The 21,441-nt window shown below is 71.9% G+C and carries 22 protein-coding genes; 13 read left to right on the forward strand and 9 right to left on the reverse strand.

Features of this window, described 5'->3' with window-relative positions:
* Nucleotides 1-12: 12 nt before the first annotated feature.
* The 4 genes from N4P33_RS05725 to N4P33_RS05740 all read left to right on the forward strand — a co-directional run bounded on the left by N4P33_RS05725 (nt 13) and on the right by N4P33_RS05740 (nt 5,864).
* Nucleotides 13-2,166, forward strand: coding sequence for an aminoglycoside phosphotransferase family protein (locus N4P33_RS05725; RefSeq protein WP_260825162.1), 2,154 nt, complete (start codon nt 13-15; stop codon nt 2,164-2,166).
* 82 nt (nt 2,167-2,248) lie between these two features.
* The gene (locus N4P33_RS05730) at nt 2,249-3,136 is read left to right on the forward strand and encodes a hypothetical protein (RefSeq protein ID WP_260825163.1); all 888 of its coding nucleotides are present in this window, start codon (nt 2,249-2,251) and stop codon (nt 3,134-3,136) included.
* A gap of 18 nt (nt 3,137-3,154) precedes the next feature.
* On the forward strand, nt 3,155-3,778 hold the full coding sequence (locus N4P33_RS05735) for a TetR/AcrR family transcriptional regulator (RefSeq protein ID WP_260825164.1): 624 nt from the start codon (nt 3,155-3,157) through the stop codon (nt 3,776-3,778).
* Between the two features lie 37 nt (nt 3,779-3,815).
* On the forward strand, nt 3,816-5,864 hold the full coding sequence (locus N4P33_RS05740) for an AAA family ATPase (RefSeq protein ID WP_260825165.1): 2,049 nt from the start codon (nt 3,816-3,818) through the stop codon (nt 5,862-5,864).
* 24 nt (nt 5,865-5,888) lie between these two features.
* Here the strand turns inward: N4P33_RS05740 and N4P33_RS05745 are convergent, their stop codons facing one another.
* From N4P33_RS05745 to N4P33_RS05755, 3 genes are all read right to left on the reverse strand, one after another.
* On the reverse strand, nt 5,889-6,359 hold the full coding sequence (locus N4P33_RS05745) for a pyridoxamine 5'-phosphate oxidase family protein (protein ID WP_260825166.1): 471 nt from the start codon (nt 6,357-6,359) through the stop codon (nt 5,889-5,891).
* On the reverse strand, nt 6,356-7,012 hold the full coding sequence (locus N4P33_RS05750) for a glyoxalase (RefSeq protein ID WP_260825167.1): 657 nt from the start codon (nt 7,010-7,012) through the stop codon (nt 6,356-6,358). The genes N4P33_RS05745 and N4P33_RS05750 overlap by 4 nt, the downstream gene beginning before the upstream one ends.
* A 236-nt stretch (nt 7,013-7,248) precedes the next feature.
* Entirely contained in the window at nt 7,249-7,659 is a 411-nt protein-coding gene (locus N4P33_RS05755) for a VOC family protein (protein ID WP_260825168.1), read from the reverse strand.
* 72 nt (nt 7,660-7,731) lie between these two features.
* Here N4P33_RS05755 and N4P33_RS05760 point away from each other — a divergent pair, with 72 nt between their 5' ends.
* The 5 genes from N4P33_RS05760 to N4P33_RS05780 all read left to right on the forward strand — a co-directional run bounded on the left by N4P33_RS05760 (nt 7,732) and on the right by N4P33_RS05780 (nt 10,810).
* A complete protein-coding gene (locus tag N4P33_RS05760; protein ID WP_260825170.1) occupies nt 7,732-8,457 on the forward strand; it encodes a class I SAM-dependent methyltransferase in 726 nt (241 codons plus the stop codon).
* A gap of 84 nt (nt 8,458-8,541) precedes the next feature.
* A complete protein-coding gene (locus N4P33_RS05765; RefSeq protein ID WP_260825171.1) occupies nt 8,542-9,096 on the forward strand; it encodes a pyridoxamine 5'-phosphate oxidase family protein in 555 nt (184 codons plus the stop codon).
* 67 nt (nt 9,097-9,163) lie between these two features.
* Nucleotides 9,164-9,658, forward strand: coding sequence for a helix-turn-helix domain-containing protein (locus N4P33_RS05770; protein WP_260825172.1), 495 nt, complete (start codon nt 9,164-9,166; stop codon nt 9,656-9,658).
* Nucleotides 9,659-9,736: 78 nt separating this feature from the next.
* Nucleotides 9,737-10,360, forward strand: a complete 624-nt coding sequence (locus tag N4P33_RS05775) for a hypothetical protein (protein WP_260825174.1) — start codon at nt 9,737-9,739, stop codon at nt 10,358-10,360.
* Between the two features lie 117 nt (nt 10,361-10,477).
* Entirely contained in the window at nt 10,478-10,810 is a 333-nt protein-coding gene (locus tag N4P33_RS05780) for a DUF2516 family protein (protein WP_260825175.1), read from the forward strand.
* Nucleotides 10,811-10,966: 156 nt separating this feature from the next.
* Here the strand turns inward: N4P33_RS05780 and N4P33_RS05785 are convergent, their stop codons facing one another.
* The 3 genes from N4P33_RS05785 to N4P33_RS05795 form a co-directional block, all read right to left on the reverse strand.
* A complete protein-coding gene (locus tag N4P33_RS05785) occupies nt 10,967-12,373 on the reverse strand; it encodes a PP2C family protein-serine/threonine phosphatase (RefSeq protein ID WP_260825176.1) in 1,407 nt (468 codons plus the stop codon).
* 333 nt (nt 12,374-12,706) lie between these two features.
* Entirely contained in the window at nt 12,707-13,792 is a 1,086-nt protein-coding gene (locus N4P33_RS05790) for a C40 family peptidase (protein ID WP_260825177.1), read from the reverse strand.
* Between the two features lie 231 nt (nt 13,793-14,023).
* Nucleotides 14,024-14,815, reverse strand: a complete 792-nt coding sequence (locus tag N4P33_RS05795; RefSeq protein WP_260825201.1) for a class I SAM-dependent methyltransferase — start codon at nt 14,813-14,815, stop codon at nt 14,024-14,026.
* Between the two features lie 257 nt (nt 14,816-15,072).
* Between N4P33_RS05795 and mshA the strand changes: the two genes are divergently transcribed.
* Both mshA and N4P33_RS05805 read left to right on the forward strand, forming a co-directional pair.
* A complete protein-coding gene (mshA, locus tag N4P33_RS05800; protein ID WP_260825178.1) occupies nt 15,073-16,410 on the forward strand; it encodes a D-inositol-3-phosphate glycosyltransferase in 1,338 nt (445 codons plus the stop codon).
* A complete protein-coding gene (locus tag N4P33_RS05805; protein WP_260825179.1) occupies nt 16,403-16,915 on the forward strand; it encodes a YbjN domain-containing protein in 513 nt (170 codons plus the stop codon). Before mshA ends, N4P33_RS05805 begins: the two co-directional genes overlap by 8 nt.
* On the opposite strand, the gene N4P33_RS05810 is transcribed toward N4P33_RS05805, so the two are convergent.
* Nucleotides 16,881-17,699, reverse strand: a complete 819-nt coding sequence (locus N4P33_RS05810) for an AraC family transcriptional regulator (RefSeq protein WP_260825180.1) — start codon at nt 17,697-17,699, stop codon at nt 16,881-16,883. The two genes, N4P33_RS05805 and N4P33_RS05810, sit on opposite strands and share 35 nt — an antisense overlap.
* 50 nt (nt 17,700-17,749) lie before the next feature.
* Between N4P33_RS05810 and N4P33_RS05815 the strand changes: the two genes are divergently transcribed.
* Complete coding sequence (locus N4P33_RS05815) at nt 17,750-18,166, forward strand: DUF2000 domain-containing protein (protein ID WP_260825181.1); 417 nt, start codon at nt 17,750-17,752, stop codon at nt 18,164-18,166.
* 12 nt (nt 18,167-18,178) lie between these two features.
* On the forward strand, nt 18,179-18,721 hold the full coding sequence (locus tag N4P33_RS05820) for an HAD domain-containing protein (RefSeq protein ID WP_260825183.1): 543 nt from the start codon (nt 18,179-18,181) through the stop codon (nt 18,719-18,721).
* Here the strand turns inward: N4P33_RS05820 and N4P33_RS05825 are convergent.
* Together N4P33_RS05825 and N4P33_RS05830 are read right to left on the reverse strand one after the other, a co-directional pair.
* The gene (locus N4P33_RS05825) at nt 18,707-19,621 is read right to left on the reverse strand and encodes a phosphorothioated DNA-binding restriction endonuclease (RefSeq protein ID WP_260825184.1); all 915 of its coding nucleotides are present in this window, start codon (nt 19,619-19,621) and stop codon (nt 18,707-18,709) included. The two genes, N4P33_RS05820 and N4P33_RS05825, sit on opposite strands and share 15 nt — an antisense overlap.
* A 222-nt stretch (nt 19,622-19,843) precedes the next feature.
* On the reverse strand, nt 19,844-21,265 hold the full coding sequence (locus tag N4P33_RS05830) for a DUF234 domain-containing protein (RefSeq protein ID WP_260825185.1): 1,422 nt from the start codon (nt 21,263-21,265) through the stop codon (nt 19,844-19,846).
* Between the last annotated feature and the right edge of the window lie 176 nt (nt 21,266-21,441).

The following is a 21,441-nucleotide window of genomic DNA, read 5'->3' on the forward strand; positions in this document are numbered from 1 at the left end:
GGGGAGCGCGCCATGCCCGGCGCCGCCTTTCGGGCCTTCGCGTATCAGGCCGCCGAGCGAGGAGTAGCGACAAACGGCCATCACAACCGGAACTACGTGCTGCCTCTGACTGAGCGGGAGGCCTCGCTGCTCGGCCGTGAGCCCGGAACCTCGGTGACGGTGCGGGTGCGCCGTGTTGATGCGCTTCGGGTCGTGATCAGGACGTGGCCGGACGAGGCCGAGATCCTGCGGGCGATCAAGGGCGTCCTGCCGCACGTCCCGGAGTGCCTTGTCCAGGACGACGGCTTCAGCATCCTCAGCTATGTGGAGGGTGTGCCCCTGTCGAGCGTCTGCGGAAACGGTAAGCCCCTCGACACTCTGCTCATCCAGGCACTCGCCCGGATGCTGGCCCAGATGTCTCAGGTGCGGCGGGCCGCCCTGCCTCCGCTGCCGCCGGTCTGGCCGCGGAACGACACCGACAGCCAGGGCTTCCTGCGGACCCTGGCGTACCTCGCCGACCAGCAGATCAGGCAGCCCAACTGGTCCGCGTTCGGGGGCCTGTTCGCCGCCCTCGGCATTCCCGGGACTGCCCTTCTCGAGTTCGCCGACCGGGTTCCCGCGATGGCCCGGCGGCCCTACAGCCTCCTCCACGCCGACCTGCACCGCGACAACCTGATCGTGTCGTACGCCGGTGAACAACCGCTGATCTGCGTCGACTGGGAACTGGCGACCTACGGCGACCCGCTGCACGATCTTGCGACGCATCTGGTGCGGATGCGGTACCCGGCCCACCGGTGGCTCGATGTGGTCGAGGCGTGGGCGGTGGCGATGCAGTCAGTACGGCCCGCCGCCCTCAACAGTTTCAGCAGGGACCTGCCGCACTACATCGCCTTCGAGCGGGCGCAGTCCGTCTTCCCCGACGTGATACGGGCGGCGCGCTCCCTCGAGGACTCCTTCACTCAGAAGAGCCTGGACGAGGCCACTGCGGAGGTGCGCCGGGCGCTGGAGGTGGCGGCCGGCCCACTGAGGCTCACGAGTGTGCCGGGTGAGAAGGAGATCGAGGGTGCGCTGTTCCGCTGGCTGGCATCCCGCGCAGGCCGTGGGCACAGCAAAGGCCTGGTCGCCAAGGCATTCGCCTGGCAGCCGGACCGGCGTCTGCCGCTGCCCGCTGACTTCTCCGACACCGCCGTGCGCGAAGCTCTCGCGCTGGAGGGGGCGGCCCCCGCGAGCCGGGTGTTCAAGGGCACCGCGCACCTCAACACCGTGGTCCGGGTGCCGAGCATCGATACCCCCCTGGTCGTACGCCGCCGACTGGCCGAGGCGTGCCGCCGGGAGCGCAGCTTCCTCAGCGAGCACGCCGTGCTGCGGGCCATCGAGGAGGCACCGGTCGCCGTGGCGGCGCCGAGGGCTCTGGCCCTCGGAGTCAGCTACCCCGACGATCCCTTCGCCGTCCACACGTACGTGGGGCCCGACGACACCGGCCGCCCCCCGAACCATCCCGTGCGCGGCCTTCTGCCCCACGAGGCGGACGGGCTCGTCGACCAGCTGTGCGCCCTGACGAGGGTGGACTACCGGCAGCTGGACCCGCTGGCCTGGGAACTGGCCGTCGACCACCGCTTCTTTCACTGGCTGAAGGACCAACTGGTCGCGCTCGTCACCGAATTGCCCAAGAAGTCACAGCAGCTGGCCCGGCACCTGGGCCTGCCGGACGCCCACCGCCTCGCTCAGATCCTGTCCCGCCACGAGGTCAGTAACCGCGCACCGTCCCTCCTCCACGGCGACCTCAACCCCTGGAACCTGGTCCGGCGGGACGACGCGCTGGCTGTGACGATCATCGACTGGGAGATGGCGCTGGTCGGCGACCCGCTGTACGACCTGGTCCGCCACATGCACCTCACGCCGACCCGTCCCGAGATCCGCGATCGCATGTTCCGCCGATGGGAGCGGCTGCTGCCCCCCGAGTACACCCGCGACTGGCGCAAGGACTGGCAGCTCTACCGCTCGTTGGAGATCGTCCGGTCCGCCTACGTCGATCTCGACCGCATCGTCACCGGTGCGGGTATGGACGCCCCGAACGTCCAGCGCGCGGTGGACTCGTACCCGGTGACGCTCGCGGTGGCCACCGGCTTCCTCGGCCTCCCGGTCCGCTCGACGGTGAACCCCTATCTTGCCCGGGCTCTTGTGTGAGGGGAACATGAATGCTCCGAACGTCGGTGCACCGGGGGCGATCTGACGGGGCGTCGGCCTGGCGCGTTGGAGGGGGCCCGGCATGCCGGAGCGGGGGAACAGGGCGGGCGACGGTGGCGTGGGACAGCGGTTGCGGCGCTACCAGGAACGCTTCGAACCGGCCCTGACCCGTTCCCTCCTGGCGGTCGTCTTCGTCACCGGGCTGACCGCACAGTTCGTCCAGCCGGTGGGAGACGCCCTGGAGGACAAGGCGTTCCTCGGCGGCGCCCTGCTCAGCCTCGTCGGGTATGTGCTGTACGACAGCGTGAAGGAGCTGTCGTCCTCCGTGCGGCTGCCGACCCGGTCCCTGGTGGCCTCGTCCGAACTGGGTGATTTCGTCAGTGAGGCCTTCCAGGCCCGCAAGGTGGAGATCGGCTTCCTCGGATACACCGGCGAGACCCTCTACCACGCGCTCTACCACCGTCTGGAGGCCCTCTTCGACAATCCGGGACCGACGCGGGAAGTGTCCGTGCGGATGCTCGTCCCCGACTTCGAGCAGCCGATGACGGTCCCGGCGCGCGTCGGCCCCGAGGGCCGGCCCGTGGACGATCCTGCCTTCCGTGAGCGGATGCTGCGCCGCTGCGAGGAGTACGACGGGATCCTCTCGGACCTCGCCACCCGCCTCACCGGGACCGGCCGCGTGGTCGTCCGGTGCGAGTACCGCCTGTATCCGGGTATCCCGCGCGACAAGATCTGCATCTTCAACCGCGTCCAGGTCCTGCACGGCCTGTACGACGTCTCCGCCCGTATGCGCCTGCAGCACCGGGGCCCGGAGTACTACGACCCGAAGGGCTACCGCACCGACCTGAACGTCTGGTCCCGCGAAGGCACTGCCGCCGCGGAGGCCGCCGTGGCCACGTGGATCAAGCACTTCGACGACCTGTGGGACCTGGCCACGGAACCTCCGTGGCAACGCAGCGCCGCGGCGTGACCTCGTACGCTCGTCCCCATGAGCGAGACCGGCCTGCGTGAGCGTAAGCGGCAGCGGATGTATCAGGTGTTGTCGGAGACCGCTGTCCGGCTCTTTCTGGAGCGGGGGTTCGACGCCGTGTCCGTCGCCGAGGTGGCGGCCGCGGCCGAGGTGTCCAAGCCGACGCTCTTCCGGTACTTCCCGGCCAAGGAGGATCTGGTCCTGTACCGGATCGCCGATCACCAGGACGAGGCCGCGCGGGTCGTGAGGGAGGGGCCGGCGCCGGTCGAGGCGCTGCGGCGGCACTTTCTGGCCGGGCTGGAGCGGTGCGATCCGGTGACCGGGCTCAGCGACGAGCCCGGGGTGCTCGCCTTTCATGCCCTGCTCTACGGGACTCCGGCGCTGGTCGCGCGGCTGCACGCGTATCTGGAGCGGGCCGAGGAGTCGCTGGCCGAGGCGCTCGGGGGCGGGCTCGACGCGCGGCTCGCGGCTGGGCAGATCGTCGCCGTGCGCCGGATCCTCGCGCAGGAGAACTGGCGGCGGATCGCGGCGGGGGAGCGGGTGGAGGACGTGCGGCCGGATGCGGTGGCGGCGGCGGAGCGGGCGTTCGGGGTGCTGGAAGGGACGGTCGGCCGACTGCTTCGAACGAGACTGAGTAATTAATTTAACTCGGTTACGAGATGTGGGTACGCTCTGTGGAATGACGTCACCCGAAACCGCCCTCCAGCACGCCCTCCTCCAGGAACGCCTGCACCACGACCGCTGCCGGTCCGTCCTCGACGCCATGGTCCGCGGCGCCGCCGAGCAGGTCGTCACCGGCGAGGACGTCTCCGCCTCCGGGGCCGACGCCGAAGTGCTCGGACACCGGCTGCGCAGCCAGGCCAAGGAGCTGCGGGAACTGCCCGAAGGGCCGTTGTTCTTCGGGCGGCTGGACTTCTCCCCGGACGACACCCGGCACCTCGGCCAGCGCTACCACATCGGGCGGCTGCGCATCACCGAGCACCCCGCCGCCCCGCCCCTCGTCGTGGACTGGCGGGCACCCGTCTCCCGCGCCTTCTACCAGGCCTCGGCCCGTGATCCACAGGGCGTCGCCGTACGCCGGCGGTTCGGCTGGGCGCCGGGCAGCCGGGGCGACTCCGCCGACCTGACCGGACTCGAGGACGAGCATCTGCGGCGGGGCCAGGAACAGTCGGCCACCACCAGCGCCATCGTGACCCGGGAGATCGAACGCCCCCGCGTCGGGCCCATGCGGGACATCGCGGCCACCATCCAGCCCGAGCAGGACGACCTCGTCCGCGCGGACCTCGCCGCCTCCGTGTGCGTGCAGGGCGCCCCCGGTACCGGCAAGACCGCCGTCGGACTGCACCGGGCGGCCTACCTGCTCTACACCCACCCACAGCGCCTGCGCCGCGGCGGACTGCTGATCCTCGGGCCCAACCGCACCTTCCTGTCGTACATCGCGGAGGTCCTCCCGGCGCTCGGCGAGAGCGGGGTGCGCCAGTCGACGCTGGTCGAGGAGATCGCCCGGCATCCGGTGACCGGGACCGACGACGAGCGGGCGGCGCTGGTCAAGCACGACGCACGGATGGCCGAGGTGCTGCGCCGGGCGCTGTACGCGCACGTGCGGGCCGACGCCGCCGGCCCGCTCGCCGTGCCCGACGGCGCCTACCGGTGGCGCATCCCCGGGGAGGAGCTGTCGGCGATCGTGGCGGACGTACGGGCCGAGGAGCCGCCGTACGACATCGGGCGGGAGCGTGTGCGGGCGCGGATCGTGCGGAGTCTGCGGGAGCAGGCCGAGCGGCGGAGCGGGCCGCGCGGGCAGGCGTGGGTGCGGCGGATCGAGCGGGCCCGGCCGGTCACCGCCTGCCTCGACGCGGTGTGGCCGCGGGTCCGGGCGGAGGAGGTGGTGGCCGAACTCCTCACCGACGCGGGCGTGCTGGCCCGTGCCGCCGAGGGGGTGCTGGACGCCGAGGAGCAGAAGGCGGTGCTGTGGGCGAGGCCGCCGCGGTCGTGGCGATCGGCGCGCTGGTCGGCCGCTGACCTGGTGCTTCTCGACGAGGTGGCGGGGCTCGTCGAGCATCCTGAGGGCTACGGTCATGTCGTCGTCGACGAGGCTCAGGATCTGTCGCCGATGGAGTGCCGGGTCGTCGCCCGTCGGTCCTCCTTCGGCTCGCTGACCGTGCTGGGCGACCTGGCGCAGGGCACCACCCCCTGGGCCGCCCGCTCCTGGCCCGCCCTGCTGCGCCATCTGGGGAAACCGGACGCCGCTGTGATCCCCCTGACCACCGGTTACCGGGTGCCGCGCACGATCCTCGCCCTGGCCAACCGGCTGCTCCGGCGGTTGGACGTCGATGTGCCGGCTCCCCGTTCCCTGCGCGGGGACGGGGAGCTGCGTATCCGGGAGGTCGCCGCGGCCGGTGATGTGCCGGACGCGGTGGTGAGCGCCGTGCGCGAGGCGCTCGGACGGGAGGGTTCCGTCGGGGTCGTCGCGGCGGACGCGGATGTGCCCGGGCTGCGGGAGGTGCTGGCCGGGGCCGGTGTGCCGGTCGGTGGTGTGGCGGAGCTGGGTGCGCGGGTGAGCCTGGTGCCGGCGAGCGCCGCCAAGGGGCTGGAGTACGACCATGTGGTGGCCGTCGAGCCCGCGCGCGTCGCCGAGGCGGAGGAGCGGGGGCTGCACCGGCTGTACGTGGTGCTGACGCGGGCCGTGTCGCGGCTGGACGTGGTGGCGGCGCGGCCGCTGCCGTTCTGAGGGGCGTGGCTTACGCCGGGTCGGTCAGCCGAGCCAGGCGCCGTCGCGCATCAGGGTGCGGCCGCTGAGTTCGTCGGCCTCGCGCCAGGCCTGGATGCGGACGGGGTGGATGCGGAAGTACTGGTAGGGCTCGTCGCAGGCGCCGGGGTTGAAGCCGGTCCTGGCCGCGAACGCCTCGGCCGCCTCGGAGCCCAGCTCGGCGAGGTCCACCGGCTCGGCGGTGCCGTCGACGATGACGACGTCGCGGGTGGGGCCGAGGCTCAGGCGGACCCGGGGGTCGGCGAGGAGGTTGCGGCCGGTGATCGAGGAGCGCGGGGTGGAGATGAGGAAGGTGCTGCCGTCCCAGCGGTAGGAGAGCGGGACGAGGTGGGCGCCGCCCGTTGAGCCGGCCGTCGCGACCCAGAGGTCGATCTCGCTCTCCAGCTTCGCGCGGGTGTCCCGCAGCCGCTCGGCCAGGGAGCGGGGCGGCGCGATCGTCGTGTCCGGCGTGGTCACTTCGTCTCGATCCCTTCCGCGATCTGCGCGAGCGTCGGCGCCGCGGGGGCGTCCTCCCACACGAACCCGTCCCGGTCGGTGAAGGAGCCGATGTCGCCGCCCACGGCGAGGCAGTGCGAGCCGGTGCCCTCGGGGGAGACGCCGGCGACCTTGGCCAGGCCGCGCCGCTTGTACAGGGCCAGCTTGACCGGGCCCGTGCCGGTGGCGAACTCGACGTACTTGCTGCCGAAGCCCTTGGCCACGGTGAGGCCCCGGTCGACGTAGAAGCGCTTGCTCGCGGTCACGTCCTCGACGCCCAGCAGCAGGACGAGTTCGTCGAACGCCCGGGTCGCCGGGCCGGTGTCCTTCTTCGACGACGACGCGATCTGCCAGATCGTCCCGTCCGGGGCCTGGACGACGCCTCCGTAGCCCCACAGCGACTTGGCGGCGGGCTTCAGCGTCGTGGCGCCGGCGGCGACCGCCGCGTCGACGAGGGCGTTGACGTCGGCCGGCTGGGACACCACGAGCGAGAGCGTGAAGCCGCGGAAGCCGGAGGTGGGGGCCTGGGCGGGCCTCAGACGGAGCTGCGTGTCCAGGCCGAAGGCGGTGGTGTAGAAGCGGTGGGCGGCCTCGGTGTCGGCCACTTCGAGGGTGAGGGATGCGATGGTTGCCATGTCCCTCACGCTAGGTGCGGTGGGGTGGGTGGTGCTTCTTGAATCCTGACCGGTCTCGGCGAGGGCGGCGGTGCGGGCGCGTCCCCATTCGGGCTGGCACATGTGTGACTCCTGCGGTGAGGCCGTGATGTCTGCGGTGGGCTTCTGCGGTGGCGGACGAACGACGCCGCCCGCGCGGCAGGGCGGGCGGCGTGCAAGGGACGGGAGGGCTGTGCTGGGAGCGCGGGCCCGAAGGCTCAGCGGACTTCCTGGATGCGGACCAGATTGCCCGCGGGGTCGCGGAACGCGCAGTCGCGGACGCCGTACGGCTGATCGGTCGGCTCCTGGACGACCTCGATGTCGCGGGCCTGCACCTTTTCGAAGGTCTCGTCGAGGTTGGGCGTGGCCAGCAGGATCCAGCCGTACGTGCCCTTGGCCATCATCTCGCGGATGACGCGGCGCTCGTCCTCGGTGATCCCGGGGTCGATGGCCGGCGGCGCCAGCAGGATCGACGTGTCGGGCTGGTTGGGCGGGCCGACGGTGATCCAGCGCATGGTGCCCTTGCCGACGTCGCTGCGGACCTCGAAGCCGAGCACGTCCCGGTAGAAGGCGACGGACTCCTCCGGGTCGTCGTGGGGAAGTGCGGTGGTGTGAATGGTGATGTCCATGTCGTTCAGGCTAGGCAGCACCCGGGGGCGCCGCTTCTCGATTCCTGACCGGTCTGCCCCTACCTTCGGCGCATGACTGACGAGTGCTTCGGGCATCCACGGCTCGCCGCGATCTACGACGCGCTCGACCCCGACCGCCGCGACCTCGACGCGTACGTCGCCATGGCGCGGGAGTTCGGGGCGCGCCGGGTGCTGGACATCGGCTGCGGCACCGGCGTGCTGGCGCTGCTGCTGGCCGAGCGTGGCGTCGAGGTCGTCGGCGTCGACCCCGCCGAGGCGTCGCTCGACGTGGCCCGGGGCAAGCCGGGCGGGGAGCGGGTGCGCTGGATCGGCGGCGACGCCACGGCGCTGCCGCCGCTGCGGGTCGACCTGGCGACCATGACGGGGAACGCCGCCCAGGCCGTCGTCGACCCGGGGGCCTGGCGCAAGACGCTGCGGGGCGCCTACGACGCGCTGCGGCCGGGCGGGCGCTTCGTGTTCGAGACGCGGGATCCGGCCCGGCGTGCCTGGGAGGAGTGGAACCGTGAGGCGTCGTACCGGGTGACGGACATCCCGGGCGTCGGCGCGGTCGAGACCTGGGTCGAGCTGACCGACGTCACCGAACCGCTGGTGACGTTCCGCTGGACGTATGTGTTCGCGGCGGACGGTCAGGTGCTGACCTCGGACTCGACGTTGCGCTTTCGCGGGCGCCGGGAGGTCGAGGCGCAGCTGGCCGGTGAGGGGTATGCGCTGGAGGACGTACGCGACGCGCCCGACCGCCCCGGCAAGGAGTTCGTGTTCGTCGCGCGACGGCCGTAGGGGCCGGGGGACCTGCGTGGCGGCCGAGTGGTGGCGGGCTGTGCTGCGTAGCCTGCGGGGGAGGCACAGGGAAGGGAGTTCCGCATGACTCCTCAGCAGCCCAGGACCGAACTCGACGCCCGCTACAGCTCCGCGCTCAACCCGCGCCCCGGTGCGCAGGACGTCACGGCCACCGACTGGGCGGAGGCCCAGCGCCGGCTGCGGGAGGCAGAGGTCTTCTGGATCACCACGGTCCGGCCGGACGGCCGCCTGCACGTCACTCCGCTGATCGCCGCCTGGCACGACGGGGCGCTGCACTTCAGCACGGGGCGGGGCGAGCAGAAGGCGAAGAACCTGGCCGGCAACGCCCACTGCGCCCTGACCACGGGACACAACACCCTCTCCGGGGGCCTCGACATCGTGATCGAGGGCACGGCGGAGCAGGTGACGGACCCGGCGCGGCAGGAGGAGGTCATCGCCGCGTTCGAGGAGCAGTACGCCGGACACATCACCTCGCCGGAGGGGACCTTCTTCGGCTTCGGCGACCACATCCGCGGCGGCGACGACCTGCTGTTCGCGGTGACCCCCGGCACGGCCTACAGCTTCGGGCACGACGGCCAGGTGTTCAGCCACACCCGGTACACCTTCCCGCCACGCTGAGCCGTCTTGGCGTAACTCTTGCAAGCAGGTGCTTGCAATAGTTAGCGGGGTGCGGCAAGGTGGGGGTATGGCATCGCTCAACGTCGGCAATCTCGGTGAGTATCTGCGCGAGCAGCGGCGCAGTGCACAGCTGTCGCTGCGGCAGCTCGCCGATGCCGCCGGGGTGTCCAATCCGTATCTGAGCCAGATCGAGCGCGGACTGCGCAAGCCGAGCGCGGAGGTGCTGCAGCAGGTCGCCAAGGCGCTGCGGATCTCCGCCGAGACGCTGTACGTCCGCGCCGGGATCCTGGACGCCGAGCGGGACCGGGACGAGGTCGAGACGCGTGCCGTGATCCTCGCCGACCCGACCCTGACCGAGCGTCAGAAGCAGGTGCTCCTGCAGGTGTACGAGTCGTTCCGCAAGGAGAACGGTTTCGCGGACCTCAGGGACGGCGAGGTGACGGAGACGGCGGCGGAGTCCCTCGAGGAGAGCGACGCCTCCACCAGCACGGGCGGCACGTCCGCCGAACGCCGCGACCGCGGCGACAGCAGCGACAGCGATCCGCAGCAGACGGCCGGCTGAGCCGGACCAGGGCACCGGCCGTCCGCCGCGGATCACACGAACCCTCAGCCGAACACGACATCCGGGAGGACCCTCACCATGGCCATCACCGACGACCTGCGCAAGACCTTCAGCAACCCGACTCCGCTCTACTTCGCCGCCGGTACCGCCGACCTGGCGCTGCAGCAGGCCAAGAAGGTGCCGGCCCTGGTGGAACAGCTGCGCACCGAGGCCCCGGCCCGGCTCGAGGCCGTCCGCAACACCGACCCCAAGGCCGTCCAGGAGAAGGCGTCCACCCGGGTCAAGGAGACGCAGGAGAACCTCCAGGCCAAGGTCAACGAGCTCCTCGGCTCCCTCGACGCCGACCTGAAGAAGCTCGGCGAGACCGCCCAGGACCTCGCCCTGCGCGGGGTGGGCGTGGCCGCCGAGTACGCGGTCAAGGCCCGGGAGGCCTACGAGAAGGTCGCCGAGCACGGTGAGCAGACCGTGAAGACCTGGCGCGGCGAGGCCGCGGAGAACATCGAGGACATCGCCGTGGCCGTCGAGCCGAAGGCCGAGCCGAAGAGCGAGACCAGGACCGACGTGAAGTCGGAGCCCAGGACCGAGGTCAAGCCGGCCGCCGTCGAGGTCACGGACGACTCGGCGAAGAAGGCCGCCGCGAAGAAGGCCCCGGCGCGCAAGACCACGCCGGCCGCCAAGAAGACCACCCCGCCCGCCAAGTAAGGAGCACGGGCCGGGCACTCTCGCGGTGTCCGGCCCGTTCTACGGGTAGCCGGCCGGCGCTTGCGGGTACGGTGACCGCGTAAGGACGAGCCGACCCGGGTGGTGGACGTTGTGCTGATGCAGGGCTTCGCGAATCTCATGTGGCTGCTGAGCATGGCCCTGATCGTTTTCAGCGGCTTCGCACTGATCGACGCCGCCACGCGCCGTGAGGACGCTTACCGCGCGGCGGACAAGCAGACCAAGCCGTTCTGGCTGATCATCCTCGGGATCGCCTTCGTGGTGAACCTGATCTTCCCGATCCTGTCGTTCCTGCCGATCATCGGCCTCATCGCGATCATCGTCTACATGGTCGACGTCCGCCCGGCCCTCCGAGGCCTCCCCGGCGGCGGCCGCAGAACCAGAGGTTCCAGCAGCGACGGCCCTTACGGCCCGTACAACGGCGGCCGCTGAAAAGAAACGCGAGCGGACGCGCCCCTTCAGGGGCGCGGGCTGTGTCGATCTGCGGCTCCGCCGCGCGGGCGCGACAAGCCACAACGCACCCGCACCCGGCACACAACCGAGCCCCCCACGGCGCGTCCGGCGGCCCTCACACGCCCTCACACGCCCTCACACCGCCCGGTCCAGCAGCAGCACAGCCACATCATCAGTCAGCTCGCCCCCATTGAGCTCCCTGACCTCATTGACCGCCGCCTGCAACAACTCCTCGCCCCGCAGCCCCAGCGCCAGCTGCCTCCGCACCATCTCGACCATCCCGTCCTGCCCGAGCCGCTCCCCGCTCTCCCCGACCCGGCCCTCGATCAGCCCGTCGGTGTAGAGCATCAGGCTCCACTCGGCCCCCAGCTCCACCTGCATTCGCGGCCACCGGGCCCCCGGCAGCAACCCGAGCGCCGGCCCGTTGTTGTCGTACGGCAGCAGCCGCGCGGGAAACCCGGGCCGGGCCAGCAACGGCGAGGGGTGACCGGCCAGGCACAGCCCGGCCCGGCGCCCGTCCGGCGCGATGTCGACCGTGCACAGCGTCGCGAAGATCTCGTCGTCGGCCCGCTCGTGCTCCAGCACCTGCTGCAGCGTGCCCAGCAGCTGGTCGCCGCACAGCCCCGCCAGGGTCAGCGCGCGCCAGGCGATCCGCAGCTCCACGCCGAGCGCGGCCTCGTCGGGCCCGTGCCCGCAGACGTCACCGATCATGGCGTGCACGGTGCCGTCCGAGGTGCGTACGACGTCGTAGAAGTCGCCGCCGAGCAGCGCCCGCGAACGGCCGGGGCGGTAGCGCGCGGCGAAGCGCAGGGAGGAGCCCTCGAGCAGCGGCGTCGGCAGCAGGCCGCGCTCCAGCCGGCGGTTCTCCTGGGCGCGCACGCGCCCCTCGGCGAGCCTCCGCTCCGCCGAGTCGGAGCGTTTCCGCTCCACGGCGTACCGGATCGCGCGGCTCAGCAGCCGGCCGTCCAGTTCGTCACGGAAGAGGTAGTCCTGGGCGCCCACCCGCACCGCCTCGGCGCCCCGCTCGGCGTCGCCGGACGCGGTGAGCGCGAGGACGGCATGCCGGGGCGCGAGCTCCAGCACGTGCTTGAGCACGGCCAGCTCGTCGTGGTCGTCGTCACCGTGACCGTCGTCACCGGCACCGTTGTCAGCGCTCCTCGCCCGGCCCGGCGCGGGCAGCGCGAGGTCCAGCAGGATGCAGTGGACGTCGTCGGTGAGCAGCCGCTCGGCCTCGGTGAGGTTGCGGGCGGTGCGGACACGGATCGGCTTGCCGGTCTGGTCGAGCAGGTCCGGCACGATCGGCGACCCCGCCGGGTCGTCCTCGATCAGCAGCAGTGTGAGGTTGGTGTGGGCGGTCGTCTCGGCCCTCCCCGGCGCGGTCCTGGCCCGGTCCGTGATGTTCTCGGCCTGGCCTGCCGTGCGCGGGGCGCCTGTCAGGGCCTCGGTGGAGGCCCTGGTGGTGCCGCCGTGGTGTGACACGGCGTGCGCCTGACCGCTTTCCGCGGCCGGGATCGCTCTCTGCCGCGGTACGGGTACGGGCATTGTTCCGGGTTCCTTCCCTCCCCCCGAGGGCATGGTGGGGGGCGAGGGATCGCGGCCCTTCCCCGAACCGCACGCCGCGCCTGTGCGTCGTACGAGCTGGGGATGCCCCTTCGAACGGGGACCATAGCGGTTGTCGCCACCGCAACGGAATGGTGTGAGGCACGCCGCTCGGCCATCGGCCTCTGTCATATGCCGCGTTTGCTACCGCAGTTGGACAGGCCGGAGATGCCCCAGGGATGACGAACGTCACGTCACCGCCGGGTTTGGGAACGTGATCGTCGTGCCGTGCGTCACGTGGCCCATGTCACCCGGGTGTTGAGCGCGACGGAGGGGTCAGCCGGCGTCCGGCCGGACCACTCCGAGCATCGGCATCGAGCCCGCGCCCGCGATGGTCACCGTCCGCCCCGGCCGCGGGGCGTGCACGACGGCCCCGTCCCCCACGTACATGCCGACATGGCTGGCGTCGTCGAAGTAGATGATGAGGTCGCCGGGCCGCATGTCCCGGATGTCCACGCGCTTCAGCCGCTTCCACTGCTCCTGCGAGGTGCGCGGGATGCCCGTCCCCGCCGACAGCCAGGCCTGTGAGGTGAGCCCGGAACAGTCGTACGCCTTCGGCCCCTCGGCGCCCCACTGGTACGGCTTGCCGATCTGGGCGGTGGCGTAGGCGATGGCCTTCCGGCCCTGGGCGGTGGCCTCGCCCTTGATGTCGTCGAGGACGCCGGAGTTCAGCCAGGCGCTCTGCGCCTGCTCGGCGGCTTGCTCCTCCAGCCGGGCCAGGCGTTCGCGCTCCTCCTTCTCCAGCGTGGCCTCGAGCTTCTCGGCCGCCGCGATCTGCTTCTCGATCTTCTTCTGCGCCTTGGCCTTGGCCTTGCGGCCCGCCTCCAGCTTGCGCCACTGCGCCTCGGCGTCCTTGGCGTACTGCTCCAAGTCCTCCTGGGTGCGCGTCATTTCGGCGAGCAGTCCCTTCGTGGCGTGCTGGCCCTGGCGCACCCGGTCGGTGCCGTCGAGGAATTCCTGCGGATCGTCGCTGAGCATCAGATGCGCCTCGGGCGGCAGTCCGCCGCCGCGGTACTGGGCGGCGGCCGCGGCGCCCGCGCGATCCTTCAACTCCTCCAGCTTCTCCTTGCCCTTGACGATCCTCTTGGCCAGCCGCACGATCTCGGCGGACTGCTTCTTCGCCTTCTCCTCGGCGGCGTTGTACTCCTCGGTGGCGACGGCCGCGGCGCGGTAGAGGCCGTCGAGTTTCTTGCGTACGGCTTCGAGTTCGGCGTTGGTGGCAGGGGTACTCGCGGGTGTGCTCGCGCTCGGGGACGGTGTGGGGGCCGGGTCCGCGAACGCCGTTCCCGGTGCCGCCAGTACGGTGACCGCGCAGACCACGGTCACCGCCGCGGTGAGCAGACCGCCCTTGCCCGTCCTCATGAGCCAGTCCCCCAAACTGATTTACCGTCAGTAACATCCAGTCGTCCGGGGGATGCTGCCATGCGGATGCGCGCGGCGTACAGAGGGAGTACTGCCCGCGACTCCTCCCGCTGCACACCCGGCACGACGATCGCCCCGCCGATGTGACGAACGACTCACGGAGATCGTTCCCGTCGATCCCCCGCAGGAGGGACGTCCGCGGGAGGGCCTCGGGCGCGCGGGAGGGGGGCCTCAGGCGCGCGGCGCCAACGCCTCCCAGCGCACGGTCACTTCCCCCTGCCGCCACCGCACCGGCCGGTCCGTCACCGGCCAGTCGGCCGTGAGGTCGCGCACCGCGCGGATCCAGCGCTGGCGGGCGCCGTAGGAGGCGTAGGGCGCGGCGGCGGCCCAGGCGCGGTCGAAGTCGCGCAGGAAGGCGTGCACCGGCTCGCCCGGGACGTTGCGGTGGATCAGTGCCTTCGGCAGCCGTTCCGCGAGGTCGGAGGGGCGGTCGAGGGAGCCGAGCCGGGTCGCGAAGGTGACCGTGCGGGGCCCCTCCGGACCGAGGGCGACCCACACGTGCCGGCGCCCGATCTCGTCGCAGGTCCCCTCGACCAGCAGCCCGCCGCGCGACCCCGTCGCCGGGTCGGCGGGCGCCAGCCGGGCGCACAGCCGCTGCCAGACGCCGGTGACCTCGGCCTCGTCGTACTGGCGCAGCACGTTCGCCGCGCGGACGAGGAGCGGCCGGCCGGGTACCGGGATCTCGAAGCCGCCGTGCCGGAAGTGCAGGCCCTCGCGCTCGTACGGGCGTGCCGCGGCGACCCGGGCCGGTTCGATCTCGACGCCCACCACGCGCGCGCGTGGCGTCGCTCCGCGCAGCCGGTGCAGCAGTTCGACGGCCGTCCAGGGGGCCGCGCCGTAGCCGAGATCGACGGCGACGGGGTCGGCGGCGCGGCGCAGTTCGGCGCCGTGCGTGGCGGCGATCCAGCGGTCCATGCGGCGCAGCCGGTTGGGGTTGGTGGTCCCGCGCGTCACCGTTCCCACGGGACCCCGCGAGCGGGAGGGGGCGCGGGCTGTCATACGTACGAGGGTATGCGGGTACGCGGAGTGGGCTGAGCGCCCGTACCCCGGTGCTACGCACCCCGGCCTCGAACGGTTGAGCGATGCCCGGTAATGATTCGGCAAAGAAGCGGTCCGTGGCTGCTGCACGGAAATGGGAACGGACCCTTCCGCTGTTGACCCACCGGAGGATCCGCACCGCCTCCGCAGCCCTGCCTGCCCGCAGCGAGGAGGAACGCCCCGTGAGCCAGTACATCGCGAGGCTCGGTCGGCGCTCCCCGTCCGCCCACCACCGGCTGCGGCTGCACCGCAAGCCACGCCGCGTGGCGATGCTCTCCGTGCACACCTCCCCGCTGCACCAGCCGGGCACCGGCGACGCCGGCGGCATGAACGTCTACATCGTGGAGCTCGCGCAGCGCCTCGCCGCGATCAACATCGAGGTCGAGATCTTCACCCGCGCGACCGCCGCGGCCCTCCCTCCCACCGTCGAACTCGCCCCCGGCGTCCTCGTCCGGCACGTCGACGCCGGCCCCTACGAGGGCCTCGCCAAGGAGGACCTCCCGGCCCAGCTGTGCGCCTTCACGCACGGCGTGATGCAGGCCTGGGCGGGCCACCGCCCCGGCCACTACGACCTGGTCCACTCCCATTACTGGCTCTCCGGCCACGTCGGCTGGCTCGCCGCCCAGCGCTGGGGCGTGCCGCTCGTGCACGCCATGCACACCATGGCCAAGGTCAAGAACGCCAACCTCGCGGACGGCGACACCCCCGAGCCCGCCGCCCGCGTCATCGGCGAGACCCAGATCGTCGCCGCCGCCGACCGGCTGATCGCCAACACCGCCGAGGAGGCCGACGAACTCGTACGGCACTACGCCGCCGACCCCGCCAAGGTCGCCGTCGTCCACCCCGGCGTGAACCTCGGCCGCTTCCGCCCCGCCGACGGCCGCGCCGCCGCCCGCGCCCGCCTCGGCCTCCCGCAGGACGCGCTGATCCCGCTCTTCGCCGGCCGCATCCAGCCCCTCAAGGCACCCGACGTGCTGCTCCGCGCGGTCGCCGAGCTGCTCGCCGAGCGCCCCGAACTGCGCTCACGGCTCTGCGTTCCCGTCGTCGGCGGCCCCAGCGGCAGCGGCCTCGCCAAGCCGGAGGGGCTGCAGAAGCTCGCCGCGCGCCTCGGCATCGCCGACGTCGTGCACTTCCACCCGCCCGTCGGGCAGGAACAGCTCGCGGACTGGTTCCGCGCCGCCTCCGTCCTCGTCATGCCGTCCTACAGCGAGTCCTTCGGCCTGGTCGCCATAGAGGCGCAGGCGGCCGGAACGCCGGTGCTCGCGGCGGCCGTCGGCGGCCTGCCGGTGGCCGTGCGGGACGGGCACACCGGTTTCCTGGTGCAGGGCCACGATCCCGCCGCCTACGCGCGCGTGCTGCGCGAGTTCGCCGACAACGCGGAGCTGTCGTCCCGTATGGGCGCCGCCGCCGCCCGGCACGCGCAGTCCTTCGGCTGGGACACGGCCGCCGCCGCCACCGCCGACGTCTACACGGCCGCGACCCAGGCCCACCGCCGTCACGTACGCTCGCACCATGGCTGACGCTAAGCACGCGGCACAGGTGATCGAGGCGGCCCTCAAGGACGCCGACCTCGAGTGGGAGAGCCCGGCACCCGGCAACTACGTCGTCAAACTCCCCGGCACCCGCAAGCTGTCGACGACGGTCTCCCTCATCGCCGGCCGCCACTCGCTGTCGCTGAACGCCTTCGTCATCCGCCACCCCGACGAGAACGAGTCCGGCGTCCACCGCTGGCTCCTGGAACGCAACCTCAAGCTGTACGGCGTGAGTTACGCGGTGGACCAGATGGGCGACGTCTACGTCACCGCCAAGCTGCCGCTGGCCGCCGTCACCGCCGAGGAGATCGACCGGCTCCTCGGCCAGGTCCTTCAGGCCGCGGACGGCGCCTTCAACACCCTGCTGGAACTGGGCTTCGCCTCCGCGATCCGCAAGGAGTACGAGTGGCGGGTCTCACGCGGGGAGTCGACGCGGAACCTGGAGGCGTTCGCGCACCTCACACGCCGGTCGAGCGATAGCGCCCCGGAGTGACCCCGACCAACTTGCGGAAGTGGCGGGTGAGATGGGCCTGGTCGTAGAAGCCCGTATCGAGGGCGACCTGGCTGGGGGAGCCGCCCGCCAGCAGCAGCCGGCGGGCGCGGCCGACCCGGCGGGACATCAGGTACTGGTGCGGGGCGATGCCGTAGGCGCCGCTGAACGCCCGTACGAGATGGGCGGGATGGGCGCCGAGCAGGGCGGCGGCGTCCTTGAGGGTTAGCCCCTCCACGACGTGCTCGTCGAGCAACTCCCGTAGCTGCCGGGCGAGCACGGGATCGGGGCGGGGCGGGTGCACGGCGTCGCGGGACCGCAGATGCGCACGCAGCCGCTGCCCGACGAGCGTCAGCCGGCTCTCGGCCTCCAGCTCGTCCCCGGGCCGCAGCAGCGCGGCATGCACCTGGCCCACCCGCCGCCGCAGCAGCGGGTCGCGCAGATCGGGCTGGTCGACGGCGGCGCCGATGAGCCGGTCCTCCAGGTGGGTGGCGTCCAGGTACAGCACGCGTTTGCGGAAGCCGCCGGCGGTGGCGGGGGAGCCGTTGTGGGGGACGTGCGGCGGCAGCAGGGTCACGGTGTCGTGCGGGGTGCCGTGCTCGTGCCGGTCGAGGTCGTAGCGCACGGCACCGTCGTCGACGATGAGGAGCGTCCAGGCGTCGTGGACGTGCATCGGATAGGCGTACGCGGTGAAGCGGGCGTGGAACACCTCGACGACACCGGGGACACCGGGCCGCCAGGCGGAGACCTGCTGGTCGGTGGCCGGCTGCGGGCGCTTCGGGGCCATGCAAAGAACGTACAAGACGCACGGGTGACCGGACCGGCAGTCTCGCCGCCATGAGCACACGCTTCGACACGAAGATCGCCGTCCTGCTGCGCGACGACCTGGAGACCTGGCAGCGCCTGAACGTCACCGCGTTCCTGGTCAGCGGCTTCGGCACCCGGCTGCCCGAGGTGATCGGAGAACCGTACGAGGACGCGGACGGCGTCCCCTACCTGCCGATGTTCCGCCAGCCGGTGCTGGTCTTCGAGGGCACGAAGGAGAACCTGACGACCGCCCACGCGAAGGCCCTCGCCCGCGCCCTCCCCGTCGCGCTCTTCACCGGCGACCTTTTCACGACGGGCAACGACACGGACAACCGCGCGGCGGTACGTGCGGTGGGGACGGCGGGCCTCGACCTGGTGGGCCTGGCGGTCTACGGCCCGAGGAACGCGGTCGACAAGATCCTGAAGGGCACCCGCATGCACCCGTGAGACCCTGAGGCCATGCCCCGCCCGCTGCTCTTCCTGGACGTGGACGGCCCGCTCCTGCCGTTCGGCGAGCCGACGCGGGGACGTCGTGCGGACGGCGCGGGACCTGGTGCGTACGGCGGGGGACCCGGTACGTACGGCGCGGCACCCGGTGTGTACGGCGGGGACAACCCCCTCCTGCGCCGCCTCGACCCGGCCCTCGGCCCTCGTCTCCTCGCCCTGGACTGCGACCTGGTCTGGGCGACGACCTGGTCCGACGAGGCGAACACCACGCTCGCCCCACTGCTCGGCCTGCCACCGCTCCCGGTGGTGGACTTCCCGGAGGAGCCGACCCCCGTGCCCCGAGGTGTCCACTGGAAGACCCGCGCGCTGTCGGAGCGGGCGGGCCACCGCCCCTTCATCTGGCTGGACGACGAGATCAGCGACATGGACCGCACATGGACAACCGCGGCCCACCCGGCCCCGACCCTGCTGCTGCGGGTGGACCCGGCGCGGGGCGTGACGGAGGCGGACTTCAGGGCGATGGGGGAGTGGCTGCTGCGCCTACAGGCAGGCTGACGCCGGGCCGGTACCGGCTGGCCGGGGATCCCCGTGGAAGACCTGGACGGCATGCCACTCGCGGTGCGCCGCGGCCACGGGCTCGACGCCCGGCTGGGGCCCGATGACCGGCCGCCCGGAGAGCGAGACGACATGGGCCCGGGCGGCGTCACTGTGCCCGACGAAGCGCTGTGAGACGACGATGCGGTGCCCCTCACCGATGCCGAGGACGCCCTTGTCGAACAGCTTGTGGTGCAGTGAGCACAGGCACAGCCCGTTGTCGATCTCGTCCGGCCCGCCGAAGGCCCACCAGCGCACATGCGCCGCCTCCAGCCCGACCGGCACCGCCCCGAGCCGCCCGTCGTAGCCGCAGAAGGCGCACCGGTACTCGTACGCGGTGAGCACCAGCTCCCGCATCCGACCGTCCCGCTGCTGCCTGCGCGCGCCCGGGAGTTGCTCGACCTCCGACGGTTCCAGCACCAGCCCCACGGCTTCGCACAGGTCGGGGTGGAGCGAGGGCGGGAAGTTCGCGTCGAGCACCGCACGCGCCATCCGCCCGAGCAGCGCGGGCTCCCTCCGCAACGCCGCCCGCAGATCGGGCGCGAGCCGCCCGGCAGCCCGGGTCGCCCGCAACTCGCGCACCCCGGTACCGGGACTGCCGGAACCGCGATCGCTGCGCACCTCCCACACCCCGTCACTGACCAGGTGGTGAAACGGATAGGCGGGCGTGGTGGGCCGGTTCGGCCCGTACTCGTCCAGCAGCCGCTTCAGATCCCCCTCGACCGCGCTGTACGCCAATGGGCTGTCGCCGTCCCGCTGGAACCGCCCCAGCGCGTACAACAGCAGCAGCGGCTTGTGCGGAGCCCGCACCCCACTGCGGCTCCACTGCCTCAACTCCGCCGCGCGCTCTACCCAGTCCACGACGGGCGATGCTAGCCGCGTGACCGCACACGCGGCCCCGCGTCCGCCCACCCGATCCGCGCCTGCCTCACGCCTCCAGCTCCCCGGGGCGACCACCCCGACTGCCCACCACCTCAGAAACGCCAGCTCAAGCCGGGTATGAGGTTCACCCCCCGGCTCCTTACGGTTTCCCGCACGCCTGCCTGCGGACCACCACAGTGCCGCCTCGTCCCGCGCTCACGGTTACCCGCTGCGCCAGGCGCCCAGCAGTTCCTCCGGGCCGTACACCGCCTGGAGACCGGAACAGTCGACCCCGCTGCGGGACACCGCCACCAGCGGTACCGGCTCGTCCGTGATCGCGGCCCGGTGTTTCTGCAGTGCGGCCAGGTCGTGGCTGTCGAAGGCGGAGTTCTCCAGCCACTTGATCGAGCCGAGGAAGTGCAGTTCCTTGGCGACCGGCTGCCGGTCGGCGCCCACCAGGTCGATCTCGACATCGTTGCTGCGGGTCCAGTACCCGCCGATCGCCGGGGCGGCGGGCAGAAGCCCGTCCGGCAGGAGGCGGGCGAGGGATTCCCGGACGAGGGGTTCGATCGCGCGCCCCCGCCAGCTCGTCCACTGCTCCTTGATCCGGGCCAGCGTGAGATCTCCCCGCATCCGCTCGATCTCCGCCATGTGCGGATCGAGGAACGCGAGCCAGAAACGGAGGTACGGGTCGGCCACGCGGTAGCGGCGCTCCTTCGACGGCCTCAGCGAGAGGGGCAGTTCGGCGGCCACGACCCTTTTCCCGGTCAGGACGTCGGTGGCTCGGGTGAGAGTGGTGTGGGAGATGCCGCCCGCGGCGCGCGCGATGTTGGTGAAGGTTCTCTCCCCGCTTCCGATGGCGCGCAGGACCTCCCTGCTCATCGCCTGCGGCGGGAACTCCGCGGCCAGCGACCGCTCGGCGGAGACCAGCAGTGCCGAGATCGGGTTGTCGAGCGAGTCGCGGAGGAACTCCCAGAGGTCCGCTCCGGGCCGCCACTCCGCGCAGATCAGAGGCAGGCCGCCGGTGATCAGGGCGGCGTCGAAGGCTGCCGCCGGCTCGAGCCCGAGCAGCTCGCCGATGTCCGCCGGGTCCAGCGGCCCCACGACCATCTCGCGGCCCCGCTGGTGGAAGGGGCGGTCGTAGCTGTTCAGCGCCTCCATCATCGACAGGTCGGAGCCGACCAGGAGAAGCAGCACCGGTTTGCGGCTGAGCAGGCGGTCCCACGCCCGCTGGAGCATGCCCTCGAAGGCGTCGATGCGGTTCATGAGGTAGGGCACCTCATCGATGACGACGACGCTCGGGCGGTCGTCGGGAAGGATCTCCGCGAGCAGCCGGAACGCCGCGTTCCACTGCGCCGGGCTCTCCTCGGAGAACAGCTCCCGCTCAGGGAGGGTGGACCTGGCGACGGCATCGAGCAGCTCCGCCAGCTCGTCCTCCGCCGAGCCACCCGCGGCGGTGAAGAACAGATACGGCACCTCGGCGCGCCGAAGAAACTCCTCGACAAGACTGGACTTACCGACCCGCCTGCGCCCACGCATGAGGATGCACTGCCCCGGCTTCGCCGACCCCAGGGCGTCCCGAACCGTCTGCAAGGCATGGCCGAGAAACCGCAGCTCCCGCTTCCGCCCGATGAAGCGCCGCACGGACAACCTCCCACCGGTGATGGTATCGGCACCGATACTATCTCCAGCGATACCATTCAGACTTGGGTGCTGGCGCTCGGGGAGGGCGCGGTTTCATCGCTCTGACGGTCCGAAGGCGGTACGGAGGCAGCGAAAAGCCCCCTACCGGCGGAGAAAGCGCAGGCAGGGGGCCTGTT

This window comes from Streptomyces sp. 15-116A (assembly GCF_025290915.1).
Taxonomy (GTDB): Bacteria; Actinomycetota; Actinomycetes; order Streptomycetales; family Streptomycetaceae; genus Streptomyces.